This window comes from Burkholderia sp. BCC0097, assembly GCF_902832985.1.
In the GTDB taxonomy this organism is placed as follows: domain Bacteria; phylum Pseudomonadota; class Gammaproteobacteria; order Burkholderiales; family Burkholderiaceae; genus Burkholderia; species Burkholderia orbicola.
Map to the genome: position 1 here is coordinate 422,744 of NZ_CADFDM010000001.1, position 24,341 is coordinate 447,084.

The following is a 24,341-nucleotide window of genomic DNA, read 5'->3' on the forward strand; positions in this document are numbered from 1 at the left end:
GCCTCCATCGGCGCGGCCGGTCGGCCGCGGCACGTAATCGTTACATTGAGTGGTGTAACGATAGTGCGGGCGGACGGAGCAGACAAGCGGGGGAATTAGACCGGCGCTTCTAGGACTGGCTGGCGGATAGCGTGGCGCCGCCAGCCTGGCGCACGGCCGGCAGGGGTTACCTGCTGCCGGCCAGCGCGAGTACCTCGGCGGCGGAGATCATGGCGGCGGCGTTCGCGGGGGCCGGACGCTCGGCCGGGCGGAACACTTCGTCGCCGCGATGGATGACCTGGCGCGACAGCGCGCAGGTGCCGGTGCGCTGCGCGAAGCGGCGGCGCCAGCGTTGCTCGCCGTAGTGACAGCGGCCGGGCTCGACCCAGCGGACGACGAGCAGCGTATCGGAACGTTCGAGGATTTCGACGTGGACGTCGGCGGGATCGAGCGCAGGCAGGGATTGGGAGGCCTTCATTTTGCCGTTTCCTAAAGCCCGTGCGGGTTCGGCCATGGCAGTGGGTGTCACTACCCAAGGGGGAATCCGTAGGGGTTTCCATGAGTGGTGCGCTAAATGTAAGCGTCTGTGACCGGAAAAAACATCCTGTCTGGCTCAAATTACCTTTTGCCGATTTAGAAACAATCCACGCTTATTTTCTTAAAAAACCAAGAACAAAAAGCCCCGGACAGAAAGCCCGGGGCGGAAAATCGGCCCGCGCGCCGTGTCTGCTCGCCCAGTCACGGGATACATCGCCAGGGGGACGGAGGTGCCCGCAGGGATCCGGCGCGGGCGGGGAGGCGATGTACCGGAAGCGCGGTCCGGCAACGCCATGATGGCGTGCGCCACCCGTTGGCACCCTGACGTGAACATGACTTTTTTGTCAGTTTGCGTTTTCCGTGGCGCCGAACGTTGCCCGAGGATCGGGTGGAAGGCCCGCCGGTACTGGGTTTGCGCGAATCGAGGGGCCGGACTTCAACGCCGCTCGCACGCCGCATTCTTGCGTGCCGGACGGATTGATCCGCCCCGGGTAAATACTGAATCGCGATTTCGTGACAAACGGGTGATCCCTTCCTATGATTGGTTGGACCTTTAGTCCTTTGTGCCAATCGGCCGACTGGCGGCCGGCTTTTTCGGAGAGATGCTCATGAGATTGCAGGGCAAACGCGCGCTGGTGACGGCGGCCGGGCAGGGCATCGGCCGCGCGACCGCGCTGCGATTCGCGAGCGAGGGCGCCGACGTGCTGGCGACCGACATCAACGAAGCCGCGCTGGTGCGGCTCGAGGCCGACGCTGAGCGCGCGGGCAGCCGGCTGGTCACGCGGCGGCTCGACGTCACCGCCGCGAACGAGGTCGCCGCGCTCGCCGCGAACGAACGCGCGTTCGACGTGCTGTTCAACTGCGCAGGCTACGTGCATCACGGCTCGATCCTCGAGTGCGACGAAGACGCGTGGGCGTTCTCGCTGAACCTGAACGTCACGTCGATGTACCGGCTGATCCGCGCGCTGCTGCCCGCGATGCTCGAAGCCGGCGGCGGGTCGATCGTCAACATGGCGTCGGCCGCGTCGAGCGTGAAGGGTGTGCCCAACCGCTTCGTGTACGGCACCACCAAGGCGGCCGTGATCGGGCTGACCAAGGCGGTGGCCGCCGATTTCGTCGAGCGCGGCATCCGCTGCAACGCGATTTGCCCGGGCACGATCGAATCGCCGTCGCTGGAGCAGCGGATCGCCGATCAGGCGCGCACGCGCCACGTGTCCGCCGACGAGGTGCGCCAGGCGTTCGTCGCGCGCCAGCCGATCGGCCGCATCGGCAGCGCGGACGAAGTGGCCGCGCTCGCGCTGTACCTGGCGTCCGACGAAGCGTCGTTCACCACCGGCACGATTCACCTGATCGACGGCGGCTGGTCTAACTGACCATGCCCAACTGACCTTATCGACCTGACCGTGCCTTCCCGTTCACTTCCCGTTTCCATTCAGACAACGCTATGAAACTGCTGAGATTTGGCGACAAACACCATGAAAAGCCGGGCCTGCTGGATGCGCAGGGCCACATTCGCGACCTGTCCGGCGTGATCGACGACATCGCCGGCGACGCGCTGACGCCCGCATCGCTCGCGCGGCTGCGCGACATTCCGCCTTCGTCGCTGCCGCTCGTCGAGGGCACGCCGCGGCTCGGCGCGTGCGTCGGCCGCGTCGGCAAGTTCATCTGCATCGGGCTCAACTACTCGGATCACGCGGCCGAATCGGGGATGGAGGTACCGAAGGAGCCCGTCGTGTTCGGCAAGTGGACGAGCGCGATCTCGGGCCCGAACGACGACGTCGAGATCCCGCGGGGCTCGGAGAAGACCGACTGGGAAGTCGAACTCGGCGTGGTGATCGGCCAGGGCGGCCGCTATATCGACGAAGCCGATGCACTGTCGCACGTCGCCGGCTACTGCGTCGTGAACGACGTGTCGGAGCGCGAATACCAGCTCGAACGCGGCGGCACGTGGGACAAGGGCAAGGGCAACGACACGTTCGGCCCGATCGGCCCGTGGCTCGTGACGGCCGATGAAGTGCCCGATCCGCACGCGCTGCGGCTGTGGCTCGAGGTGGACGGCCACCGCTACCAGAACGGCACGACCGCGACGATGGTGTTTCGCGTGCCGCACCTGATCAGCTACCTGAGCCGTTTCATGAGCCTGCAGCCGGGCGACGTGATTTCGACCGGCACGCCGCCGGGCGTCGGCCTCGGGCAGAAGCCGCCCGTCTACCTGCGCGCCGGACAGGTGATCACGCTCGGCATCGACGGGCTCGGCGAGCAGCGCCAGCGCACCGTGCAGGCCTGATTCCCTTCAACGGACGGTTCGTCATGCCTATCATTCGATCGATGCGCGTCCTCGACGTGCGCTTTCCGACCTCGCGCCAGCTCGACGGCTCCGACGCGATGAATCCGGACCCCGATTATTCGGCGGCCTACGTCGTGCTCGAAACCGACCGCGACGGGCTCGAAGGCCACGGGCTCACGTTCACCATCGGGCGCGGCAACGAAATCTGCTGCGCGGCGATCGACGCGATGCGTCACCTCGTCGTCGGCCTCGACCTCGACTGGATTCGCGAGGACATGGGCCGCTTCTGGCGGCACGTCACGTCGGACAGCCAGTTGCGCTGGATCGGCCCGGACAAGGGCGCGATCCACCTGGCGACCGGCGCCGTCGTCAACGCGGTGTGGGATTTGTGGGCGAAGGCCGTCGGCAAGCCGCTGTGGCGGCTCGTCGCCGACCTGAGCCCGGAGGAGCTGGTGCGGGCGATCGACTTCCGCTACCTGACCGACTGCCTGAGTCCGGACGAAGCGCTCGACCTGCTGCGCCGGCAGGCGCCCGGCAAGGCCGCGCGGATCGCCGCGCTGGAGCGCGACGGCTACCCGTGCTACACGACGTCGGCCGGCTGGCTCGGCTACAGCGACGACAAGCTGCGCCGGCTGTGCCGCGAGGCGGTGGACGAAGGTTTCGAGTACGTAAAGCTGAAAGTCGGCGCGAACCTCGAGGACGACATCCGCCGCGTGACGATCGCGCGCGAGGTGATCGGCCCCGACCGCAAGCTGATGATCGACGCGAATCAGGTGTGGGAAGTCGACGAGGCGATCGACTGGGTGCGCGAACTCGCGTTCGCGCGGCCGTGGTTCATCGAGGAGCCGACCAGCCCCGACGACGTCGAGGGGCATCGCAAGATCCGCGAGGCGATCGCGCCGGTGCAGGTCGCGACCGGCGAGATGTGCCAGAACCGCGTGCTGTTCAAGCAGTTCATCGCGCGCGGCGCGATCGACGTCGTGCAGATCGACGCGTGCCGGCTCGGCGGCGTGAACGAGATTCTCGCGGTGATGCTGATGGCCGCGAAATACGGGCTGCCGGTGTGCCCGCACGCGGGCGGCGTCGGGCTGTGCGAGTACGTGCAGCACCTGTCGATGATTGACTACGTGTGCATTTCCGGTACGAAGGAAGGGCGCGTGACCGAGTACGTCGATCATCTGCACGAGCATTTCGTCGAACCGTGCGTGGTGCGCGGCGCGGCGTACATGCCGCCGACGGCGCCCGGTTTCTCGATCGAGATGAAGCCCGAATCGCTGGAGCAATACCGGTTCCGCGGCTGAAGCCGGGCGACGCGCGACGGTGCGCGATGCACGTCGTGGGCATCGTGCGCGGCGACAACATGAACGACGGAGACGCGAAGTGGATTTGAATCTGCAAGACAAGGTCGTGATCGTGACCGGCGGCGCGTCGGGTATCGGCGCCGCGATCTCGATGCGGCTGGCCGGCGAAGGCGCGATTCCCGTGGTATTCGCGCGCCACGCGCCGGACGACGCCTTCTGGCGCGAACTCACGCAGCAGCAGCCGCGCGCCGCGTGCGTCACTGTCGAACTGCAGGACGACGCACAGTGCCGCGACGGCGTCGCGCAGACCCTCGCGCGCTTCGGCCGTATCGACGGCCTCGTCAACAACGCGGGCATCAACGACAGCATCGGGCTCGACGCCGGGCGCGACGCGTTCGTCGCGTCGCTTGAACGCAACCTGATCCACTACTACGTGATGGCGCACTACTGCGTGCCGCACCTGAAGGCGGCGCGCGGCGCGATCGTCAACGTCTCGTCGAAGACGGCCGTGACCGGGCAGGGCAACACGAGCGGCTATTGCGCGTCGAAGGGCGCGCAGCTCGCGCTGACGCGCGAATGGGCCGTCGCGTTGCGCGGCGACGGCGTGCGCGTGAACGCGGTGATTCCGGCCGAGGTGATGACGCCGCTCTACCAGAACTGGATCGCCGGCTTCGACGATCCGCAAGCGAAGGTCGCGGCAATTGCCGGCAAGGTGCCGCTCGGCCAGCGCTTCACGACGGCCGACGAGATCGCCGACACGGCCGTGTTCCTGCTGTCGGAGCGCGCGTCGCACACGACGGGCCAGTGGCTGTTCGTCGATGGCGGCTACACGCATCTCGATCGTGCGATCAGCTGAGGGCCGCGCGATGCAACCCGACCTGAACCCGAACACCGCGCCGCCGCTGATCGCGCTGACCGGCATCGGCAAGCGCTTTCCGGGCGTGCAGGCGCTCGACGACTGCCGTTTCGACCTGCGCGCGGGCGAGGTGCATGCGCTGATGGGCGAGAACGGCGCCGGCAAGTCGACGCTGATGAAGATCCTCGCGGGCGTCTACCAGCGCGACGCGGGCGAGATCCGGATGGACGGCCGCCCGGTGGAGATCGCCGACCCGCGTGCCGCGCAGGCGCTCGGCATCGGCATCATCCATCAGGAACTGAACCTGATGAACCACCTGAGCGTCGCGCAGAACATCTTCATCGGCCGCGAGCCGCGCGGCCGCTTCGGCGTGTTCGTCGACGAAGAGAAACTGAACCGCGACGCGGCCGCGATCTTCCAGCGGATGCGGCTCGATCTCGACCCGCGCACGCCGGTCGGCCGGCTGACGGTCGCGAAGCAGCAGATGGTCGAGATCGCGAAGGCGCTGTCGTTCGACTCGCGCGCGCTGATCATGGACGAGCCGACCGCCGCGCTGAACAACGCGGAAATCGCCGAGCTGTTCCGCATCATCCGCGACCTGCGCGCGCATGGGGTCGGCATCATCTACATCTCGCACAAGATGGACGAGCTGCGCCAGATCGCCGATCGCGTGACCGTGATGCGCGACGGCAAGTACGTCGCGACCGTGCCGATGGCCGACACGTCGATGGAATCGATCATCTCGATGATGGTCGGCCGCCAGCTCGATACAGAAAGCCGCACGCCGCCCGATACGTCCGCGAACGAGATTGCGCTCGAAGTGCGCGGGCTGTCGCGCGGTCGCGCGATCCGCGACGTCGGCTTCACGCTGCGGCGCGGCGAGATCCTCGGCTTCGCCGGGCTGATGGGCGCGGGCCGCACCGAGGTCGCGCGCGCGGTGTTCGGCGCGGACCCGGTCGATGCGGGCGAGATCCGCGTGCATGGCCGGGCCGTGACGATCCGCACGCCGGCCGACGCGGTGAAATATGGCATCGGCTACCTGTCCGAGGATCGCAAGCACTTCGGGCTCGCGGTCGGGATGGACGTGCAGAACAACATCGCGCTGTCGAGCATGCGCCGCTTCGTGCGCCGCGGCCTGTTCCTCGATGCGCGCGGGATGCGCGAGGCCGCGCAGTCGTACGTGCGGCAACTCGCGATCCGCACGCCGTCGGTCGCGCAGCCCGCGCGGCTGTTGTCGGGCGGCAACCAGCAGAAGATCGTGATCGCGAAATGGCTGCTGCGCGACTGCGACATCCTGTTCTTCGACGAGCCGACGCGCGGCATCGACGTCGGCGCGAAAAGCGAGATCTACAAGCTGCTCGACGCGCTCGCCGCCGACGGCAAGGCGATCGTGATGATCTCGTCGGAATTGCCCGAGGTGCTGCGCATGAGCCACCGGATTCTCGTGATGTGCGAAGGCCGCGTGACCGGCGAATTGCGCGCGGCCGACGCCACGCAGGAAAAGATCATGCAGCTCGCGACGCAGCGCGAGTCGACCGTGTTGTCCTGATTGTCCCGATTCAGACGCCTAACGACCATGTCCAACGATACGCATCCCGTTCCGCCCCTCGCCACCGGCGACACGCCGGCCGCCGCATCGAGCCTGAAATCGCGTTTCTTCAACCCGGCCGCGCGGCAGAAGCTGCTCGCATTCGCGAGCCTCGTGCTGCTGATCGTGTTCTTCAGCTTCGCGTCGTCGAACTTCCTCGAAGTCGACAACCTCGTGTCGATCCTGCAGGCCACCGCCGTGAACGGCGTGCTGGCCGTTGCCTGCACGTACGTGATCATCACGTCCGGCATCGACCTGTCGGTCGGCACGCTGATGACGTTCTGCGCGGTGATGGCCGGCGTCGTGCTGACGAAATGGGGGATGCCGCTGCCGCTCGGGATTCTGGCCGCGTTGTGCTTCGGCGCGCTGTCGGGCTGCGTGTCGGGCTTCGTGATCGCGAAGATGAAGGTGCCGCCATTCATCGCGACGCTCGGCATGATGATGCTGCTCAAGGGGTTGTCGCTCGTGATCTCGGGCACGCGGCCGATCTACTTCAACGACACGCCGGGCTTCACGTCGATCGCGCAGGATTCGCTGATCGGCAATCTCATTCCCGCGCTGCCGATCCCGAACGCGGTGCTGATCCTGTTTCTCGTCGCGATCGGCGCGTCGATCGTGCTGAACCGGACCATCTTCGGTCGCTACACGTTCGCGCTCGGCAGCAACGAGGAGGCGCTCAGGCTGTCCGGCGTGAACGTCGATGCGTGGAAGATCGCCGTCTATACGTTCAGCGGCGCGGTGTGCGGGATCGCCGGCCTGCTGATCGCGTCGCGGCTGAACTCGGCGCAGCCGGCGCTCGGGCAGGGCTACGAGCTCGACGCGATCGCGGCCGTCGTGATCGGCGGCACGTCGCTGTCGGGCGGCGCGGGCAGCATCGTCGGCACCATCATCGGTGCGTTCATCATGAGCGTGCTGACCAACGGCCTGCGCATCATGTCGGTCGCGCAGGAATGGCAGACGGTCGTGACGGGCGTGATCATCATTCTCGCCGTCTACGTGGACATCCTGCGCCGGCGTCGCCGCTGACACATGCAGGCATGCGCTTCACCGCCGGTTTCGGCCGGCATTTCATTCGATACGAAAAAAAGGAGACGCGAAGTGATCAGGAGCAAGGTGTTGAACGCGATCGTCGGGCTGACGTTCGCCGCGGGCGTCACGGCCGGCGCGCACGCGCAGGAAACCTATATCCCGCTGATCTCGAAAGGCTTCCAGCATCAGTTCTGGCAGGCCGTGAAATCGGGCGCGACGCAGGCTGCGAAGGACTACAAGGTGAAGGTGACGTTCGAAGGGCCCGAAACCGAGGCGATGGTCGACAAGCAGATCGACATGCTGTCCGCCGCGATCGCGAAGAAGCCGGCCGCGCTCGGCTTCGCGGCGCTCGACAGCAAGGCCGCGCTGCCGCTGCTGAAGAAGGCGCAGGCCGAGAAGATCCCGGTGATCGCGTTCGACTCGGGCGTGGACAGCGACATTCCGGTGACGACGGCCGCGACCAACAACAAGGCCGCAGCCGCCCTTGCGGCCGACAAGCTCGCCGCGCTGATCGGCGACGAAGGGCAGGTGGCGGTGGTCGCGCACGACCAGACGAGCCGCACCGGCATCGACCGCCGCGACGGCTTCCTCGACCGGATGAAGTCCGCGCACCCGAAGGTGCAGGTCGTGACCGTGCAGTACGGCGAAGGCGATCAGTTGAAGTCGACCGAAGTGACGAAGTCGATCCTGCAGGCGTACCCGAAGCTCAAGGGGCTGTTCGGCACCAACGAAGGTTCGGCGATCGGCGTGGTCAACGGCGTGCGCGAGATGAAGCGCAAGGTCGTGATCGTCGGCTACGATTCCGGCAAGCAGCAGAAGGACGCGATCCGCAGCGGGCTGATGGCCGGCGCGATCACGCAGAACCCGATCGGCATCGGCTACAAGACGGTCGAGGCGGCCGTGAAGGCGATCAAGGGCGAGAAGCTGCCGAAGGTCATCGATACCGGGTTCTACTGGTATGACAAGACCAATATCGACGATCCGAAGATCGCGGCGGTGTTGTACGACTGAACGTGGCGGACGGGCGGGGGCGACGCCGCGGGCCGTCGCCGCCGCGGTGATTGAACACGAGGGCATCATGGGCGCAGTGCGTATCGATTCGCATCAGCACTTCTGGCGTTTTCGCGCGGCCGACTATCCGTGGATCGGCCCCGGGATGGGCGTGCTCGCACGCGACTACCTGCCCGATGCGCTGTGGCCGCCGATGCATGCGCAGGCGCTCGGCGCATCGATCGCGGTGCAGGCGCGCGCCGGGCGCGACGAGACGGCGTTCCTGCTCGACCTGGCGCGCGACGACGCCCGCATCGCGGCGGTGGTCGGCTGGGAGGATCTCGGTGCGCCGGCGCTGGCCGATCGTGTCGCCGAGTGGCGCAGCCCGAAGCTGCGCGGTTTTCGTCACCAGCTGCAGGACGAAGCCGACGTCGGCGCGTTCGTCGCCGATCCCGCTTTCAATCGCGGCGTCGCGTGGCTGCAGGCGAACGGCTATGTGTACGACGTGCTCGTGTTCGAGCGCCAGTTGCCGGACGTCCGTGCGTTTTGCGCGCGGCACGATGCGCACTGGCTCGTGCTCGACCATTGCGGCAAGCCGGCGCTGGCCGAGTTCGAACGCGACGCCACGGCGCTCGCGCGCTGGCGCGCGTCGCTGCGTGAGCTGGGTGCGCTGCCGCACGTCGTGTGCAAGCTGTCGGGGCTCGTGACCGAAGCCGACTGGCGGCGGGGCCTGCGCGGCCAGGACATCCGGCATATCGAGCAGTGCCTCGACGCGGCGCTCGACGCATTCGGCCCGCAGCGGCTGATGTTCGGGTCCGACTGGCCCGTGTGCCTGCTCGCGGCGTCGTATGACGAGGTCGCGTCGCTCGTCGAACGCTGGGCCGAATCGCGCCTGTCGGCGGCCGAGCGCGGCGCGTTGTGGGGCGGCACGGCCGCGCGCTGCTACGCGGTGCCGGGCGATGTGAAGCGCGGCATATAGAATAGGCGCGAACGGTCTGTGCGATTTGACGGACCGTCCGGAACGAAACCGATTACCAGCGTCAACGTATGTCCATCCAGCCGATTCAGAACCGCCGCCTCTACCAGCAGATCGCCGACAAGCTCAGTGCGATGATCGAGTCCGGCGATTTCCCGCCGGGCAGCTATCTGCCGCCCGAGCGTGAACTCGCCGAACGGTTCGGCGTGTCGCGCACGTCGGTGCGCGAGGCGCTGATCGCGCTCGAAGTGAACGGGCTTGTAAGCGTGCGCGTCGGCGACGGCGTGAAGGTGCGCCATCCCGAAACGGCTGCTGTGCCCGCACCCGCATCCGCACCCGACGGGAAGGTCGCGCCGTTCTCGATCGTCGAGATCGATCCCGAGCTCGGCATCGCGCTCGATCTCGACACCGAAATCCCGCCATTCGCGCTGCTGCAGGCGCGCCGGCTGATCGAGCCGGAAGCCGCGGCGCTGGCGGCGAAGCATGGCTCGGACGCGCAGATCGAAGGCATCCACGAAGCGTTCCTGCGCAACCAGGACGACAACCGCAGCGGCTCGCTCACGCACCCGGGCGACCGGCTGTTCCATATCCGCATCGCGGAGGCGAGCGACAATGCCGCGTATGCGCTGATGATCAAGCAGTTGCTCGCGCACAAGTACGACCTGATGTTCCAGCGGCTGCAGTCGCTGTACATGCCGAACGACATGCCGCACCGGTCGGAGCTGGAACATCGCGCGATCCTCGATGCGATCCGCGCGCGTGACCCCGACGCCGCGCGCCGTGCGATGGCCGAGCATCTCGATGAAGTAATTCGCATCTTCGGCCGCGCGCTCGACTGAGCGCGAGTCGATTCGCTGCAGGGTCGGCCGCGGCGGACGCGATGCGGCACGGTTCCGGGTGCCGATACGGCCACCGTCCCGCGCGAGGACACCGGCCGTCGGTATAGAACGAACGCCGCGATGCGAGCGACGCGCGCCGGCCCGCCGGCATGCCGCTCGCGCGCAGAATGGAGTGTGACGAATGCGCGTGAACGATTGCCACAATTTCCACGACTTCCGCGAACTGGCGAGGCGGCGGTTGCCGGGGCCGATCTTCAATTACATCGACGGTGCGGCCGACGATGAAACCACGTATCGACGCAACACGAGCGCATTCGAAAGCTGCGATCTGGTGCCGAACGTGCTGCGTGGCGTGCGCGATGTCGATCTGTCGGTGACGGTCATGGGGCAAAAGCTCGGCATGCCGGTTTATTGTTCGCCGACCGCGCTGCAACGCCTGTTTCATCATGACGGCGAGCGCGCCGTCGCCGCAGCAGCCGCGAAATTCGACACGATGTTCGGCGTGTCGTCGCTCGGCACCGTGAGCCTGGAAGAAGCCCGCGCGATCAGCCCGGGCCCGCAGGTCTACCAGTTCTACTTTCACAAGGATCGCGGCCTCAACCGCGAGATGATGAATCGCTCGAGGCAGGCCGGCGTGAACGTGATGATGCTGACGGTGGACAGCATCACCGGCGGCAATCGCGAGCGCGACAAGCGCACCGGCTTCTCGATTCCGTTCCGGCTGACGCTCGCGGGGCTGACCGAGTTCGCGTTGAAGCCGGCCTGGGCGGTCAACTATCTGACCCACGAGCGGTTCCGTTTGCCGCAGCTCGACCGGCACGTCGACATGGGCGGCGGCGCGATGTCGATCAGCCGCTACTTCACGGACATGCTCGACCCGTCGATGTCATGGGACGACGTCGCCGCGATGGTGCGCGAGTGGAACGGGCAGTTTTGCCTGAAAGGCGTGATGTCGGTCGACGACGCCCGCAGGGCGGCGGACATCGGTTGCACCGGCATCGTGTTGTCGAACCACGGCGGGCGGCAGCTGGACGGTTCGCGCGCCGCGTTCGACCAGCTTGCCGAGGTGGTAGACGCGGTGGGCGACCGGATCGACGTGATGATGGATGGCGGCGTGCAGCGCGGTTCGCACGTACTGAAGGCGCTGGCGCTGGGGGCGAAGGCCGTCGGGCTGGGGCGTTATTACCTGTTCCCGCTCGCCGCCGCCGGGCAGCCCGGCGTCGAGCGCGCGTTGCAACTGATGCGCACGGAAATCGAACGCGACATGCGGCTGATGGGCTGCGCATCCGTCGCGCAGCTCGGGCGAAACCAGCTGCGTTTTCGCTGACGGCGGGTTTCGGCGCTATCCGGGCCTGCGTGCCGGCGCCGGCATCGCGTGCTCAGAAGCGGTCCGCGCGATACGGTGCCGGGTCGGTGAACGGCGCCTCGCCGGTCATCATCTCGGCCAGCAGGCGGCCGCTGACGGGGCCGAGCGTCAGCCCGTGATGGTTGTGCCCGAACGCGAACCACAGCCCGCGATGCGCGGGCGCGGGGCCGATCACCGGCCGCATGTCTGGCGTGCACGGCCGGAAGCCGAGCCACGGATGCGGATCGAGCCGCTCGCCGAAACCGAACACCGGCCGCGCGACGCGCTCCGCGCGTTCGAGCTGCACGCCCGTTGGCGGAAGCCCGCGCCGCGCGATCTCGACGCCGGTCGTCAGCCGCAGCCCGCGCCGCATCGGCGCGATCACATAACCGTATTCGCGATCGACGATCGGCGCCGACGGCACGCCGCGCGCGGACGGCGCGTAGTGCATGTGGTAGCCGCGCTTCTCGCGCAGCGGAATCTTGTAGCCGAACTTGCCGAACACCGTGTCGGACCACGGACCGAGCGCGACGACGACGGCCGGCGCGGCCGCCGGGCCGTCGTCGGTGCTCACCTGCCAGCCGGGCGACAGCGCGTCGAGGCTCGCGGCGTCGCCGGTCAGCAGCGTGCCGCCGCCCTGCACGAACAGGTGCGCATACGCTTTGACGAGCGCGGCCGGATCGACGACGCTTTTCGGGTCGAGCCAGTGCAGTGCGCCGCAGAAGCCCGGTGCGAGGCTCGGTTCGTGCGCGCGCAGCGCGGCCGCATCGAGCGGCGTGATACCGAGCCCGTGGCGGCGCGCGGTGAGGCCGGCCTCGGCCACGCCGCGTTCGAATGCGGCCGGCGTGCGGAACGCCTCCAGCCAGCCACTGGCGCGGACCAGTTCGCCGGCGCCGGCCCGCGCGATCAGCGCGTCGTGTTCGACGATGCAGCGTTCGATCAGCGGCAGCATGTCGCGCGAGGCCGCCGCATGACGCGGCGGCGCCGATTCCCACCAGAACCGTGCGAGCCACGGCGCGAACGCGGGCAGCGACGCGCTGTGCCAGTAGAGATCGGTGGAGCGGTTCAGCGCATAGCGCATCAGCGTGAACGGGCTGCGCGGGAACGGATACGGTTCGACCGACGAGCGCTCGATCAGCCCGGCATTGCCGAAGCTCGTGCCTTCGCCGGGCGCGCCGCGATCGACGAGGGCGACCTTGCGGCCGCGATCCTGCAGGTGCAGCGCGGCGGAGACGCCGACGATGCCGGCGCCGAGAACGATGACGTCGAAATCCATCGATGGTGAGTGACGGTTGGCGGGGCGCCTGCCGCGGTGCGGCGCGCGCGCCCGGTTGGAGAATGTTCGAGCTGCAAGCATACTCGCGGCGGCGCGCGGCACCAAGGGGCGCGTCGCTAACGGAGCATGTCGCCCCACGCGGCCGAGAACTGCCGCGCGGCGTCGAAGCACACCGCGTCGCCACCGGGCCCACCGATCAATTGCACGCCGACCGGCAGCTCGCCCGATGCGAAGCACGGCGCGCTGACGACCGGCAGCCCCGCGAACGAGACCGGTTGCGTCAGCAGGCCGAGCGTCTTCGCGGGTTCGAGCGCGACGCCGTTGATATCGACAGTCGCGTCGGTGAAGCGCGGCGCCGCACAAGGCGTCGCGGCCGCGAGCAGCAGGTCGTGGCGCGCGAACAGCGCCGCGATGCGCGCACGCCAGGCGGCACGGTGGGCAAGCGCGTGCCGATACGCGGAGTCGGACGTCGCGAGGCCGGCAGCGAGGCGCGACCGCAGGCGTTCGGAGACGAGCGCCGCCGGTGCGTCGATCAATCCGTGATGGGCGCGCGCGAGTTCCACGTTCGAGATCACGAGCGCCGCTTCGCGCACGTCCGCGACCTCGTCGCTGGTGACGGGTACCGCTTCGCCCGCCCGCAGGCAGGCCGCTGCACGCCGGACAGCGCGTTGCGCATCCGCATCGGCATGTGTTTCGAAATCGCCAGCCAGTACGGCGACGCGAAGCGGGGCGGCCGGATCGCGCGGCCGTTGCGCGTGCGGTGCATGCGCTTCGCCCAGCGTGTCATACAGGACCGCAAGATCATCGACATCGTTCGCGAACCCGCCGACGGTATCGAGCGAGTCGGCATACGGCAGGCAGCCGGCCCGCGACAGCCGCCCGTCGCCGGGACGAAACCCCCACACGCCGCACAGCGCCGCCGGCGCGCGGATCGAGCCGTTGGTATCGCTGCCGAGCGCGAGCGGCACGTAGCTGGCGGCGACCGCGGCGGCCGAGCCGCTCGACGAGCCGCCTGTCATGCGTGTCGGGTCGGCCGGGAGGCGCACCGCGCCGTAGTGCGGATTCACGCCGGTGGCGCCGCATGCGAGTTCATCCATCTGCGTCGCCCCTATGGGGACCGCGCCGGCCGCGCACATTCGCGCAACGATCGTCGCATCGGCGACGGCGGGCGGCAACGCCGCGCGCGCCGGCGATCCGGCAACCGTCGTATAACTCGCCACGTCGATGTTCCACTTCACGAGGAACGGCACGCCGGCCAGCGGGCCCGGGTCGTGTCCTGCCCGCACGAGGCGGTCGATGCGCAGCGCATCGCGCCGTGCTCGCTCGTCGAAGGTGGCTGCGCACGCGTTGATCGCGCTGTCGCGCACGGCGATGTCGGCGAGCACGGCTTGCACGAGCGACATCGCGCTCACCTGCCCGGCGCGCACCTTCGCCGCCAACGCCAGCGCGCTGCGCATCGATGGCGCCGCGCTCACGTGCGCACCATGAGCCGGCGCGGAATCGACAGGATCAGCGCAGCGGCGGCGAACAGCGTGAAGGCGAGCAGCGCGACACCGAGCTCGGTGCTGCCCGTCAATCCGGTTGCATAGCCCATCAGCGTCGGGCCGACGAACCCCGCGACGGCCGCGCCGATGTTGACGAGCCCGGCGCCGCCCGCGGCTGCTTCTCCCGCGAGAATTCGCGACGGCAGGCTCCAGAACATCGCGAGCGTGCTCATGATGCCGGCCACGCCGACGGTCAGGCACGCGACCGCGAGCACGGGATGCGCGCGCATGCCGAGGCTCGCGAGCAGCGCGATGCCGCCGATCGCGACGGGCAGCGCCGTATGCCAGCGGCGCTCGCCGGTCCGCACCGAATGCTGCGCGTTCGCGACCATCGCGACCGACGCGACCAGGTACGGGATCGCGCTGACCAGGCCGATTTGGAGGTTGCTCGACGACCCGAGGGCCTTGATCATCGTCGGCATCCAGAACACGAGCCCGTAGTTGCCGACGTTGTAGAGGAACGACGTCGCGAACAGCAGCCACAGGGTCGGCTCGCGCAGCGCGGCGCCGAGGCGGGTGCGCTTGCCGGCCGCTTCCTGAGCCATCTCCGCGTGAATCATCCGCTTTTCCGTATCGGTCAGCCAGGTTGCGTCGTCGATCCGTTCCGTCACACGCACGAGCAGGTACACGCCCAGCACGATGGCCGGCAGACCTTCGATCAGGAACATCCACTGCCAGCCGCGCAGCCCGAAGCCGCCGTGCGTGGCGTCCATGATCCAGCCGGACAGCGGGCCGCCGACGATCACGCCGAGCGGCATCGCGAGAAACAGGAGGGCCATGACCTTCGCGAGCCGGTGCGACGGAAACCACACGCTGAAGTACGCGATCACGGCCGGAAAGAAGCTCGCTTCGGTCACGCCGAGCAGGAAGCGCAGCGCGTAGAAGCTCGCGGTGTCGCGGGTCGTGAGCGTGGCGACCGACACGATGCCCCACGTCAGCATCGAGCCGGCGAGACAGCGCTTCACGCCGATCCGCCGCACGAGCCAGCCGGCCGGCACCTGCAGCAGCAGGTAGCCGACGAAGAACAGGCCCGCACCCACGCCGTACGCAGCGTCCGTGAGGTGCAGGTCCGTCACCATCTGCAGCTTCGCAAAGCCGACGTTGACGCGGTCGAGATAGCCGAAGAAATAGCAGACCAGGATCAGCGGAATGATGCGCCGGCTCAGGCGTGCATACAGTGCATCGAGGCCGGGGGCGGCGGCTTGCGCGTGCGCCGGTGGGCCGGCTTGCATGCCGCGCGGCGTGGCGGCACCGTTGGGATTCGTCATGGTGACTCCGTGCAGGTGGCCTTCGGGGCGGCTGCCGCGACCATGCGACCGCGCGCCGCCGATCGGCCGGTTCTAGATGTCGCGGCGCAGCGCCCGGCCGGGACGCGTGCCGGTGTGCCGGCCATGTTCGAGCACGGCCTGCCCGTTGACGAACACGTGCTCGATGCCTTCGGGGCGTAGCGTCGGGCTCGCGAACGTCGCACGGTCGATCACGCGGACGGGGTCGAACACGACGAGATCGGCGTAATGACCGACCGCGAGCCGCCCCCGTTCGGCGATGCCGAACTGCTCGGCGGTGAGCCCCGTCATTTTGCGCACCGCGGCTTCGAGCGGGAACAGGCCGCGCTCGCGGGAGAATTCTCCGAGCACGCGCGGGAACGTGCCCCACAGCCGCGGGTGTGGGCGCATGTCGTTGGGCAGGCCGTCGGAGCCGACCATCGTCAGTTCGTGACGGACGATGCGCTCGACATCCGCTTCGTCCATCACGAAGTAGATCGCGCCGGCGGGGCGCAGCGCGTCGATCGCGGCGTCGACCGAATCGCCGAACAGCGGCAGCAGTTCATGGAAGTCGCGGCCCGCGAGTTCGGGATGCGGCTTCGACCACGCGAGGATCACGCGGGACGACTGATGGATGCGATCCGCGCGCAGCATCGTCGACGTGGCCGGATACGGATGGCAGTCGAGACACAGCGGTTGACGCGTGCGCTGCGCGTCGATATGCGCGAGCGTTTCGACCGAGCGGCCGTGATTGACCTTGCCGGCCACCTTGTGATGCGACAGCACGACGCGCACATCGAGCGCGCGCCCGATCAGGAACGCTTCGTCGAGCGACGCGATGATCGCGTCGGTTTCGTCGCGCAGGTGCGTCGCGAACACGCCGCCCGTCTCGCGCAACGGTGCGCACACGTCGATCAATTCGTCGGTCGTCGCGGCTGCCGCGGGCGGGTAGAAGGTGCCCGACGAGACGCCGAACGCACCGGCCGCCATCGCTTCGCGCACGTCGGCCGCCATCGCCGCGATTTCAGCCGCGTTGGCCGCGCGGTCGAGATCGGCCATGTGCCGCACGCGCAGCGTCGAGTGGCCGATCAGGGCCGCCGTATTGACGGCGGCGGGCGTTGCGTCGAGCGCGTCGAGATAGGCGCGAAAGGATGCGAAGCGGAACGCCTGCCACGCGCCCAGCAGGTCGAGCGGCTGCGGCACGTCCCTTTCGGCGAGCAGCGGCGCGAGGCTGATGCCGCAGTTGCCGGCGATCACCGTCGTGACGCCTTGCGCGACCTTCGGCTCGACGTCGGGATCGGTCAGCACGAACGCGTCGTCGTGCGTGTGGCTGTCGATGAAGCCCGGCGCGACGACGAGGCCGCTCGCATCGACCGTATGCGCGGCCGTCGCGCCGCCCAGGTCGCCGATCGCCGCGATGCGCGCGCCGGTCACGCCGAGATCGGCTTCGAAGCGTGCGGCTCCGGTGCCGTCGATCAACTCGCCGCGACGCAGGATCACGTCGAAATGCATGGTGGTTCCTCCAGAATCCGTCCGGACCCGGGGCGCTACCCGTTTCCGTCGTTCATGTTCGCCCCCATCGTCCCCAGCCATTTTTCGGGTGTCCAATGCCGTTCGGCTCGCGATTCATGCGAAACCGGCATCAATGCGGCGCGCCGCCGTGCCGCCCGCGGCGTCACGCGAACGCCGCCTTCACCAGCGCCTGGAGGTCGCTCGCGAAGCTGGACATCGAAATGCCCCGATGCCGAACGATGCCGACCGTGCGCTCGATCGTCGGGCTCGCGATCGGCACCGCGCGCACCGCTGGCGAGCCGTACGCACGCAGTGCGCTCTCGGGAAGGATCGCGCAGCCGACCCCGGCCGCCACCAGCGCCGCGACGCACGAGATGTGCTCGACTTCGTAGAACCAGCGGGTTCGCACTGCTTCCTGGCCCATCAGCATTTCGAGCAGCAGGCGGTTGCCGCTGTCGCGACCGCCGATGATCAGCTTCGCCTGGCGCAACTCCCCGAGCGTGACGGCGTCCGCACGCGCCAGCCGATCGTCGTTGTGCGCCGCGAGCACGTAACGGTCGGTGAAGAGCGGTTCGAACAGGAGATCGTCGTCGTCACCGGGATGCAGGCTCACGCCGAATTCGGCGATGCCCGCGCGCACCTGCGACAGCACGAAGTCATGATTGCCGTCGAGGATCTGCACGGCGACGTGCGGATACTTTGCGGCGTAGCGACGCAGTACGTCGGGAAGCGCCTGCGCGACGATCGTCGGGATCGACGCGAGCCGCACCTTGCCGTAACGTTTTTGCGCGATGTCCTGGATCGACGACAGCATCATGCCGAGCTGCGCGATCTGCTCGCGCGCCATCGGCAGGAACTGGCGGCCGACACCCGTCAACGTCACGCTTCGCGTGGTGCGCTGGAACAACTCGACGCCGAGCGTCTGCTCGAGTTTCTGGATGCGGCGCGACAGCCCCGGCTGGGTCAGGTTCAGTTTTTCCGCCGCGCGATGGAACGTGCCGAGTTCCGCGACGGCGACGAATGCTTCGAGTTCCGAGTTTTCGATTTTCATGACGCTCCGTTGTGCAGGCTGGATCCGGCATTCCGACGTATGGCCGCGGGACGAGCGGACATTCTCGTCGATATCGATTCATTGTCCGCCGCGTGGCCCGTACGGCAGTGGAGCGTACACGCATGGCGGATCGAGCCGTTTGACGCACGCGAGATGCTTGAATGCGTGACTGGCGGATGGATGAAGTTTGCCGTGAGCCGGGGTTCAATCCGCAGATCAATGTGCCGACGCCGACGCCGGACCGCCGTGGGTTGCCGCAGCACCGGTTCAGCATGCTTTCCGGCAGGATTCGCGGGTGTATCCCACTGGTTTGGGATACGAATTTTTACCTAAGATGGAAGGAATCGTGCGCGTGATACGGTGCCTGCACGCGCATGGCAGGCAGGAGGCAGGGCCGGGAACGACTGCGGCAGATGTTTCCATCATGGATGCAAGTGTGTGCGCGGCGGCTGCGAGTCTTGCGGTCGCATCGACGCCAGCGTGTGCGGCGGCATTCGCCGCGCGAAAGGCGTCCGGCCAGTGGGGCCGAGTCGCCACGTTCCGCCATGCGTTTGCCGCAATCGTTTGCGTTCTGAGCGCCGTACCGGTCGTCGCCGGCGCGCCTGCCGTGATGGACGAGACCGCGGTCGATGCGGTGCAAGTTGCCACCACCGCCACGCCGGCCAGCCCGACAGGTCCCGCCTTTTCGTCACACGACTCCGCCGTGCGTCAGGTGGTGCTCGGCATCATCAGCTTCACGCGCTGGCCGACCACGCCCGTGCGCCTGCATCTGTGCGTGACCGGCAGGCCCGACTACGCGGCCGGCCTGACCGACACGCTGCAGGCCGGCTCGACGGTGCTCGACGTGCAACGCGTGCGCTCCGACGATCCGTCGCTCGGCATCGCGTGCGACGTCGTCTATCTGGGCGCCTTGAGCAACGACGCTCGCGCGCGGGTGAGAACCGCATTGGCCGGCCATCCGGTGCTGACGATCGCGGAACACGATCCGTCCTGCACCGCGGGCGGCATGTTTTGCCTGGACGTCGACGGCGATCGCGTGTCGTTCGACATCAATCTCGACGCCGTCGCACGCAGCGGCGTGCGCGTGCATCCGAACGTTCTCAATCTCGCACGACGGCCGGTGACGCCATGACACGCGCCGCGCCTCCCATTCGCGCTTCGCGCCCGCCGCGCCCGACGCTGCAAAGCGTGCTGCGGCGCGCGCACCTGCGCCTCGCGTTCGTCGCGGTGACGATGGCCGCCGTGTCGTTGATCGTCGTCGCCGTGATCGCGTTGCGCGCGTATGCCGGCAACAACCTGAACCTGCTGGCGCGCTCGCTCGGTTATACGGTCGAGGCGGCGCTCGTGTTCGGCGATCGCGTCGCGGCGAACGAGGCGATCGGGATGATCGCCGGCGACGAGGACGTCGCGCAGGTGGTCGTCACCGACAGCAAGGGACAACTGTTCGCCACGTGGCAGTTGCCGGCCGGAAACGGCATCGCGCGGCTCGAGCGCGCGGTGGCCGACGTGGCGCTGCCGGGGCCGGTGACCGTCCCGGTGATGCACGACGGCATCATCGTCGGCCACGTCGTCGTGCGCGGACGCGGGCACCAGTTCTTCGGCTTCCTGCTCGGCGGCGTGGGCGGCATACTTGGCTGCCTGGCCGTCAGCGTGTTCGGTGCGTATGTCAGCTCGAAACGCCTGCTGCGCGACATCGTTTCGCCGCTGCACGCGCTGGCCGGCGTCGCGCACGCGGTGCGGCGCGAGCGTGCGTTCGCGCGGCGCGTCGAGCCGGCGGCGATCGCGGAACTGAACCAGCTCGGCGACGACTTCAACGCGCTGCTCGACGAATTCGAAGACTGGCAGAACACGCTGCGCGACGAGAACGCGTCGCTCGAACACAAGGCGACGCACGATGCGCTCACGGGGTTGCCCAACCGCGTGCAGTTCGAGTCCCGCCTCGCGCTCGCGCTGTGCGATGCCACGTTGACGGGGCAGCGGGTCGCCGTCCTCTATCTCGACTGCGACCGCTTCAAGGAGATCAACGATGGTCTCGGTCACGACGCCGGGGACGCGGTGCTGATCGGCATCGCGTCGCGGCTGCGCACGCGGGTGCGCGAGACCGATCTCGTCGCGCGCCTGGGCGGCGACGAATTTGCGGTGATGCTGGCGGCGGTGCCTGAAGCGGGCAGCGTGTGCCGGATCGCCGACGAGATTTTGTCCGGCATGGCGCCGTCGATCGAGCTGTCCGACGGCCGCGTGGTGGCCACCATGATGAGTGCCGGCGTTGCGCTGTATCCCGATCACGCGTCGGACGCGAGCGGCTTGCTGCGCGCGGCGGATATCGCGATGTACCGCGCCAAGCGCGCGCGGCCGGGATCGTGGCAACTGGCGGAGAGCGTGGCAGGGCCGGTTTGAGCTCGATCGACTCGCGCCGCGGGCGAGGCCGCGGCGGCGGTTAAAAGAAGCGCTTGCGGAGCGGGCGCGATGGAAGGGGATACAAAATGAACCACTCGTTTCCTGTGAGCACGGGGCGGGCGTACGTCGGGAGTGCGCTGCTGCTGTGCCTGCTGCTGGTGGGCTGCAAGACGCCGCCGCCGCTTCATCGGGGGCTGACGCAGACGCAGGTGACGGCGCTGAAGTCGGCCGGGTTCCAGGAGACTGGACAGGGATTCGAATTCGGGTCGACCGGGCCGATCCTGTTCGATTTCGACCGGTACAACCTCAAGCCGGATGTGCGGCGGATCGTGGAACGGATCGGGCGGACGTTGCGGTCGGCGGGCATCAACGGGGTGCGCGTTTACGGGTACTCGGATGACGAGGGGACGGCTGCCTATGATGCCGAGTTGTCCAGGCGGCGAGCGGAAGTCGTTGCGGTCGAACTGGTTGACGTCGGGCTGGATGCGGAGCGGATCGCGATCGTCGGGAAAGGGAAGCTCGACCCGGTAGGGGATAACAGGACGCCAGCGGGGCGGGCGCAGAATCGGCGAGCGGCGATCGTGGTTTCGCCGCGATGAGTGGGGCGCCGTGACGGCGATTGCACGCTTGCCGACCAGGCGGTCGTCTCTAGTATGTTCGTTCAAACACTGACCCGGAAAGCCTTGGCGCGGTCAGTCTCCGCTGTTTCCCGCCATTGTCACGCGGATACTCCAGCATCCGTTGATCGTCCCCGTGTCCCGCGCCGTGCGGCTTATCGAGACATGCGGGGTGACACGGTTTCCATTGCAGACCGTCGTGCTGCCTGGCCGTGGGCGACCGCGGTCTCGCGTTCGGCTGCCGGTCCGTTTTTCTGATTTTAAGGGTCGGAAAGCAAACGTTTGCCGGAGACTTTCAAGCGGTCGGGTTTTACCCTACATTATCGTGGCTGCGGACCGGCGAGCCGGCCGACGGAACCTGAGATCACACGCAAGGAACAAGAATGAGTTTCGCTCCGAATGGGGGTATTCCCAATGGATTGGGTGGTGGTGCGCTCGGCTCGTTGAGTGCGCTCGGCGGCCTCGCCGGCCCGGTGGCGTCGAGCGTGGCCGGCAGCCTCGGGCCGCTCGCGGGGCTGGCCGGGCACGTCGATACCGTCCAGCGCGCGATGCAGCTCGCGCAGACCGGCTTCTCGCTGATGGAGAAGACGCCCGGCGCCATCGCCGAGGCGATCAACGGCGCCGCCAATCCCGCGCGCCTGACCCAGCTCAACCGTTACGTCACGCTCGATACGCCGCTCGGCCCGGATGTGCTGCTGGTCAGTGCGGCCGTCGTCGACGAGCACGTGAACCGCTTGCCGGAAATCCACCTCGACCTGCTGTCGCATCGCCACGACCTGCGCCCGGAGGATCTGATCGGCCAGCAAGTCAAGATCCGCTTCGATCAGCAGGCGCGTCTGTCGACGCTCGAACGCGTCGTGGCGTCGGGCACCGGCGACAACGACCGCTATTTCGACGGCTACGTCGCGTCGTTCGACCGCGCCGGCAACCCCGGGAACGTCACGCAATACCACCTGACTGCGGTGCCGTGGTTCTGGTTCCTCACGCGCTCGACCGACTGCCGGATCTTCCAGAACAAGACCGCGCAGGACATCCTCACCGAGATCTTCCAGGAACACGGGTTTTCCGATTTCACGTTCGACATCCGGACCAGCCAGAAGCCGCTCGAGTACGTCGTGATGTACCAGGAGAGCTACTACAACTTCTGCGCGCGGCTGATGGAGCAGGAAGGGCTCATCTGGACGCACCGCTACGAGAAGGACAAGCACTTTCTCGTGATCGGCGACACGAACCTGCTGTTCCGCCCGATCGACGGGCTCGTCACCGTGCCGTTCGCCGCGACCGAGGCGAGCGAAGACAGCGGCATCGATCAACTGCACGAAGGCCGGCGTTTCGGCGTCGGCAAGGTCACATTCCGCGACTTCAATCACCAGAATCCGTCGTCGCCGCTGATGCTGGTGGAGGCCGGCCCGCAAAACCTCAAGCATGCACGGCTCGACGCGACCGAGCGGTTCGAGCACCAGTCGCTGTACGACCACGGTGACGACGGCAACCGCTACGCCCGTTTCGCGATGGAGGCCGAGGAGGCGCAAGCCCATCGCTATACCGGCGGCGGCTATGCATGGCGCATGACCACGGCGGGCGCCGTGACCGTCGCGAATCATCCGGTTCTCGAGAACAACCAGGAGTACGTAATCCTGCATGTGCGTCACGAGGCGGTGAACGACTATACGCAGCACAGCGCGAAGCTGCCGTATCGCAACAGCTTCTCGCTGCTGCCGAAGAAGATTCCGTACCGTGCGCCGCGCGCGACGCCGAAGCCGGTGATTCATGGTACGCAGTCGGCGATCGTCGTCGGCCCGAAGGGCGAGGAAATCTATACGAACGGCAGCGCGGTGAAGGTGCATTTCCCGTGGGACCGGCGCGGCAAGAAAGACGGCTCCGATTCGATGTGGGTGCGCGTGTCGCAACCGTGGGCAGGCGACGGCTGGGGCGCGGCCGCGATTCCGCGGATCAAGCAGGAAGTGCTGGTGGCGTTCAATCAGGGCGATCCGGATAACCCGGTGATCGTCGGCCGCGTGTTCAACGGCGAGCAGGGCAACCCGTATCACGGCGCGGCCGGGCAGACGATGGGGATCAAGAGCCAGACGCACAAGGGGCAGGGGTCGAACGAGTTGCTGATGAGCGACGTCAATGGTGCGCAGATGCTCTACATGCATGCGCAGAAGGACATGCATACCGTTGTCGAGGACGCGCAGTGGACTCAGGTTCTGAAAGGCGACCGGACCGTGGAGGTTGGCAAGGGCAACCATACGACGGCTATCGCGGTTGGCAATCTGTCGGACGTTGTCGTGCAGGGCAATACGCTGCATCAGACGCCGCAGGGTGTGCACACGCTGGAAGCGAAGGAACTCTGGATCAAGATCGGCGGCGATGGCGGCACGCGGATCCACATGACTGCCGACTCGATCGATATCTACAAGGGCGATTCGGTGATCCACCTGGATGACGGCAATATCAACATCCAGGCAGCTCGAACCGACATCAACCCGAAGAACGGCTAACCCCAATAAGGATAACAAAGCATGTACCAGATGCAGGAAGGCACGTTGGCGCTGCCCGTGGAATGGCAGGACAAAACGATGAACGTGTTCGTGTCGGCGGCGACTGGCACGGAGGGCGTGAGTTTCGTGATCACGCGCGAGCGGCTGCCGTGGGGCATGAAGTTCGCCGAATATGTGACAAGCGAAATCCGGAAGGTGGCGAAGCAGGTTCCGGATTACGCCGAGGTGGCGAATGAGGACGCCACGGTATCCGGGCGCGCTGCGCACGTGCACGAGTTTACCTGGACGAACAACCAGGCGCTCATTCATCAGCGGCTGACGATGGTGGAATACGGGCAGGTTGTCCTGATGCTCACCTTCACCGCGCCCGGTACGCTGAGCGACACACAGCGCGAACAAATCCGGACCGTGATTCAGAGCCTTCAGTTGCGCGATCCGGTCTGAGGCC

21 protein-coding genes are annotated in these 24,341 nt (G+C 67.5%); 15 read left to right on the top strand and 6 right to left on the bottom strand.

Translation table 11 applies throughout. The features are described 5' to 3' along the window. Positions 1–166: 166 nt before the first annotated feature. Positions 167–457 (bottom strand): DUF3331 domain-containing protein, encoded by a 291-nt coding sequence (locus tag HWX07_RS01810; RefSeq protein ID WP_011547132.1) that lies wholly within the window; start codon positions 455–457, stop codon positions 167–169. A gap of 667 nt (positions 458–1,124) precedes the next feature. Between HWX07_RS01810 and HWX07_RS01815 the strand changes: the two genes are divergently transcribed. The 10 genes from HWX07_RS01815 to HWX07_RS01860 all read left to right on the top strand — a co-directional run bounded on the left by HWX07_RS01815 (position 1,125) and on the right by HWX07_RS01860 (position 11,709). Continuing rightward, positions 1,125–1,889 carry an SDR family oxidoreductase gene (locus HWX07_RS01815; protein ID WP_175874958.1) on the top strand — a complete coding sequence of 255 codons (765 nt, stop codon included), beginning with the start codon at positions 1,125–1,127 and terminating at the stop codon, positions 1,887–1,889. 71 nt (positions 1,890–1,960) lie between these two features. Then, complete coding sequence (locus tag HWX07_RS01820; RefSeq protein ID WP_006480696.1) at positions 1,961–2,803, top strand: ureidoglycolate lyase; 843 nt, start codon at positions 1,961–1,963, stop codon at positions 2,801–2,803. A 23-nt stretch (positions 2,804–2,826) separates the two neighbouring features. Continuing rightward, positions 2,827–4,104, top strand: a complete 1,278-nt coding sequence (locus tag HWX07_RS01825) for an L-fuconate dehydratase (protein ID WP_006480697.1) — start codon at positions 2,827–2,829, stop codon at positions 4,102–4,104. A 79-nt stretch (positions 4,105–4,183) separates the two neighbouring features. Continuing rightward, positions 4,184–4,960 (top strand): SDR family oxidoreductase, encoded by a 777-nt coding sequence (locus tag HWX07_RS01830; RefSeq protein WP_175874959.1) that lies wholly within the window; start codon positions 4,184–4,186, stop codon positions 4,958–4,960. A 10-nt stretch (positions 4,961–4,970) separates the two neighbouring features. Then, the gene (locus tag HWX07_RS01835) at positions 4,971–6,509 is read left to right on the top strand and encodes a sugar ABC transporter ATP-binding protein (protein ID WP_175874960.1); all 1,539 of its coding nucleotides are present in this window, start codon (positions 4,971–4,973) and stop codon (positions 6,507–6,509) included. Between the two features lie 27 nt (positions 6,510–6,536). Beyond that, a complete protein-coding gene (locus HWX07_RS01840; protein WP_006480700.1) occupies positions 6,537–7,574 on the top strand; it encodes an ABC transporter permease in 1,038 nt (345 codons plus the stop codon). Between the two features lie 72 nt (positions 7,575–7,646). Further along, positions 7,647–8,588: an ABC transporter substrate-binding protein gene (locus tag HWX07_RS01845; protein ID WP_069231519.1), complete on the top strand. Its 942-nt coding sequence runs from the start codon at positions 7,647–7,649 to the stop codon at positions 8,586–8,588. A gap of 67 nt (positions 8,589–8,655) precedes the next feature. Next, the gene (locus HWX07_RS01850; RefSeq protein ID WP_175874961.1) at positions 8,656–9,546 is read left to right on the top strand and encodes an amidohydrolase family protein; all 891 of its coding nucleotides are present in this window, start codon (positions 8,656–8,658) and stop codon (positions 9,544–9,546) included. Between the two features lie 68 nt (positions 9,547–9,614). Next, positions 9,615–10,382, top strand: coding sequence for a FadR/GntR family transcriptional regulator (locus HWX07_RS01855; protein ID WP_175874962.1), 768 nt, complete (start codon positions 9,615–9,617; stop codon positions 10,380–10,382). A 181-nt stretch (positions 10,383–10,563) separates the two neighbouring features. Beyond that, positions 10,564–11,709 carry an alpha-hydroxy acid oxidase gene (locus HWX07_RS01860; protein WP_175874963.1) on the top strand — a complete coding sequence of 382 codons (1,146 nt, stop codon included), beginning with the start codon at positions 10,564–10,566 and terminating at the stop codon, positions 11,707–11,709. A gap of 52 nt (positions 11,710–11,761) precedes the next feature. Here the strand turns inward: HWX07_RS01860 and HWX07_RS01865 are convergent, their stop codons facing one another. From HWX07_RS01865 to HWX07_RS01885, 5 genes are all read right to left on the bottom strand, one after another. Continuing rightward, complete coding sequence (locus HWX07_RS01865; protein WP_175874964.1) at positions 11,762–13,003, bottom strand: FAD-binding oxidoreductase; 1,242 nt, start codon at positions 13,001–13,003, stop codon at positions 11,762–11,764. Between the two features lie 116 nt (positions 13,004–13,119). Next, positions 13,120–14,460, bottom strand: a complete 1,341-nt coding sequence (locus tag HWX07_RS01870) for an amidase family protein (RefSeq protein WP_175874965.1) — start codon at positions 14,458–14,460, stop codon at positions 13,120–13,122. 14 nt (positions 14,461–14,474) lie between these two features. Then, a complete protein-coding gene (locus HWX07_RS01875; protein WP_175874966.1) occupies positions 14,475–15,815 on the bottom strand; it encodes an MFS transporter in 1,341 nt (446 codons plus the stop codon). Positions 15,816–15,887: 72 nt separating this feature from the next. Next, positions 15,888–17,324, bottom strand: a complete 1,437-nt coding sequence (locus tag HWX07_RS01880; RefSeq protein WP_175874967.1) for a D-aminoacylase — start codon at positions 17,322–17,324, stop codon at positions 15,888–15,890. 163 nt (positions 17,325–17,487) lie between these two features. Next, positions 17,488–18,375, bottom strand: a complete 888-nt coding sequence (locus HWX07_RS01885; protein ID WP_175874968.1) for a LysR family transcriptional regulator — start codon at positions 18,373–18,375, stop codon at positions 17,488–17,490. A 424-nt stretch (positions 18,376–18,799) separates the two neighbouring features. Between HWX07_RS01885 and HWX07_RS01890 the strand changes: the two genes are divergently transcribed. The 5 genes from HWX07_RS01890 to HWX07_RS01910 all read left to right on the top strand — a co-directional run bounded on the left by HWX07_RS01890 (position 18,800) and on the right by HWX07_RS01910 (position 24,337). Continuing rightward, positions 18,800–19,507, top strand: a complete 708-nt coding sequence (locus HWX07_RS01890) for a YfiR family protein (RefSeq protein WP_175874969.1) — start codon at positions 18,800–18,802, stop codon at positions 19,505–19,507. After that, entirely contained in the window at positions 19,504–20,772 is a 1,269-nt protein-coding gene (locus HWX07_RS01895) for a diguanylate cyclase (protein WP_175874970.1), read from the top strand. The genes HWX07_RS01890 and HWX07_RS01895 overlap by 4 nt, the downstream gene beginning before the upstream one ends. 86 nt (positions 20,773–20,858) lie before the next feature. After that, on the top strand, positions 20,859–21,371 hold the full coding sequence (locus HWX07_RS01900) for an OmpA family protein (protein ID WP_175874971.1): 513 nt from the start codon (positions 20,859–20,861) through the stop codon (positions 21,369–21,371). A 401-nt stretch (positions 21,372–21,772) separates the two neighbouring features. Further along, a complete protein-coding gene (gene tssI, locus HWX07_RS01905) occupies positions 21,773–23,893 on the top strand; it encodes a type VI secretion system tip protein TssI/VgrG (protein ID WP_175874972.1) in 2,121 nt (706 codons plus the stop codon). A 21-nt stretch (positions 23,894–23,914) separates the two neighbouring features. Further along, positions 23,915–24,337 (top strand): DcrB-related protein, encoded by a 423-nt coding sequence (locus tag HWX07_RS01910; protein WP_011547149.1) that lies wholly within the window; start codon positions 23,915–23,917, stop codon positions 24,335–24,337. The last annotated feature ends 4 nt before the right edge of the window (positions 24,338–24,341 follow it).

Excerpts from the sequence above, each read along its gene's own strand:
- HWX07_RS01815 (WP_175874958.1), top strand. The coding sequence starts at position 1,125 with ATGAGATTGCAGGGCAAACGCGCGCTGGTGACGGCGGCCGGGCAGGGC.
- HWX07_RS01835 (WP_175874960.1), top strand. The coding sequence starts at position 4,971 with ATGCAACCCGACCTGAACCCGAACACCGCGCCGCCGCTGATCGCGCTG.
- HWX07_RS01850 (WP_175874961.1), top strand. The coding sequence starts at position 8,656 with ATGGGCGCAGTGCGTATCGATTCGCATCAGCACTTCTGGCGTTTTCGC.
- HWX07_RS01870 (WP_175874965.1), bottom strand. The coding sequence starts at position 14,460 with ATGCGCAGCGCGCTGGCGTTGGCGGCGAAGGTGCGCGCCGGGCAGGTG.
- HWX07_RS01810 (WP_011547132.1), bottom strand. The coding sequence starts at position 457 with ATGAAGGCCTCCCAATCCCTGCCTGCGCTCGATCCCGCCGACGTCCAC.
- HWX07_RS01825 (WP_006480697.1), top strand. The coding sequence starts at position 2,827 with ATGCCTATCATTCGATCGATGCGCGTCCTCGACGTGCGCTTTCCGACC.
- HWX07_RS01900 (WP_175874971.1), top strand. The coding sequence starts at position 20,859 with ATGAACCACTCGTTTCCTGTGAGCACGGGGCGGGCGTACGTCGGGAGT.
- HWX07_RS01855 (WP_175874962.1), top strand. The coding sequence starts at position 9,615 with ATGTCCATCCAGCCGATTCAGAACCGCCGCCTCTACCAGCAGATCGCC.
- HWX07_RS01880 (WP_175874967.1), bottom strand. The coding sequence starts at position 17,324 with ATGCATTTCGACGTGATCCTGCGTCGCGGCGAGTTGATCGACGGCACC.
- HWX07_RS01865 (WP_175874964.1), bottom strand. The coding sequence starts at position 13,003 with ATGGATTTCGACGTCATCGTTCTCGGCGCCGGCATCGTCGGCGTCTCC.
- HWX07_RS01840 (WP_006480700.1), top strand. The coding sequence starts at position 6,537 with ATGTCCAACGATACGCATCCCGTTCCGCCCCTCGCCACCGGCGACACG.
- HWX07_RS01875 (WP_175874966.1), bottom strand. The coding sequence starts at position 15,815 with ATGACGAATCCCAACGGTGCCGCCACGCCGCGCGGCATGCAAGCCGGC.
- HWX07_RS01895 (WP_175874970.1), top strand. The coding sequence starts at position 19,504 with ATGACACGCGCCGCGCCTCCCATTCGCGCTTCGCGCCCGCCGCGCCCG.
- tssI (WP_175874972.1), top strand. The coding sequence starts at position 21,773 with ATGAGTTTCGCTCCGAATGGGGGTATTCCCAATGGATTGGGTGGTGGT.
- HWX07_RS01860 (WP_175874963.1), top strand. The coding sequence starts at position 10,564 with ATGCGCGTGAACGATTGCCACAATTTCCACGACTTCCGCGAACTGGCG.
- HWX07_RS01820 (WP_006480696.1), top strand. The coding sequence starts at position 1,961 with ATGAAACTGCTGAGATTTGGCGACAAACACCATGAAAAGCCGGGCCTG.
- HWX07_RS01910 (WP_011547149.1), top strand. The coding sequence starts at position 23,915 with ATGTACCAGATGCAGGAAGGCACGTTGGCGCTGCCCGTGGAATGGCAG.
- HWX07_RS01890 (WP_175874969.1), top strand. The coding sequence starts at position 18,800 with ATGGATGCAAGTGTGTGCGCGGCGGCTGCGAGTCTTGCGGTCGCATCG.
- HWX07_RS01885 (WP_175874968.1), bottom strand. The coding sequence starts at position 18,375 with ATGAAAATCGAAAACTCGGAACTCGAAGCATTCGTCGCCGTCGCGGAA.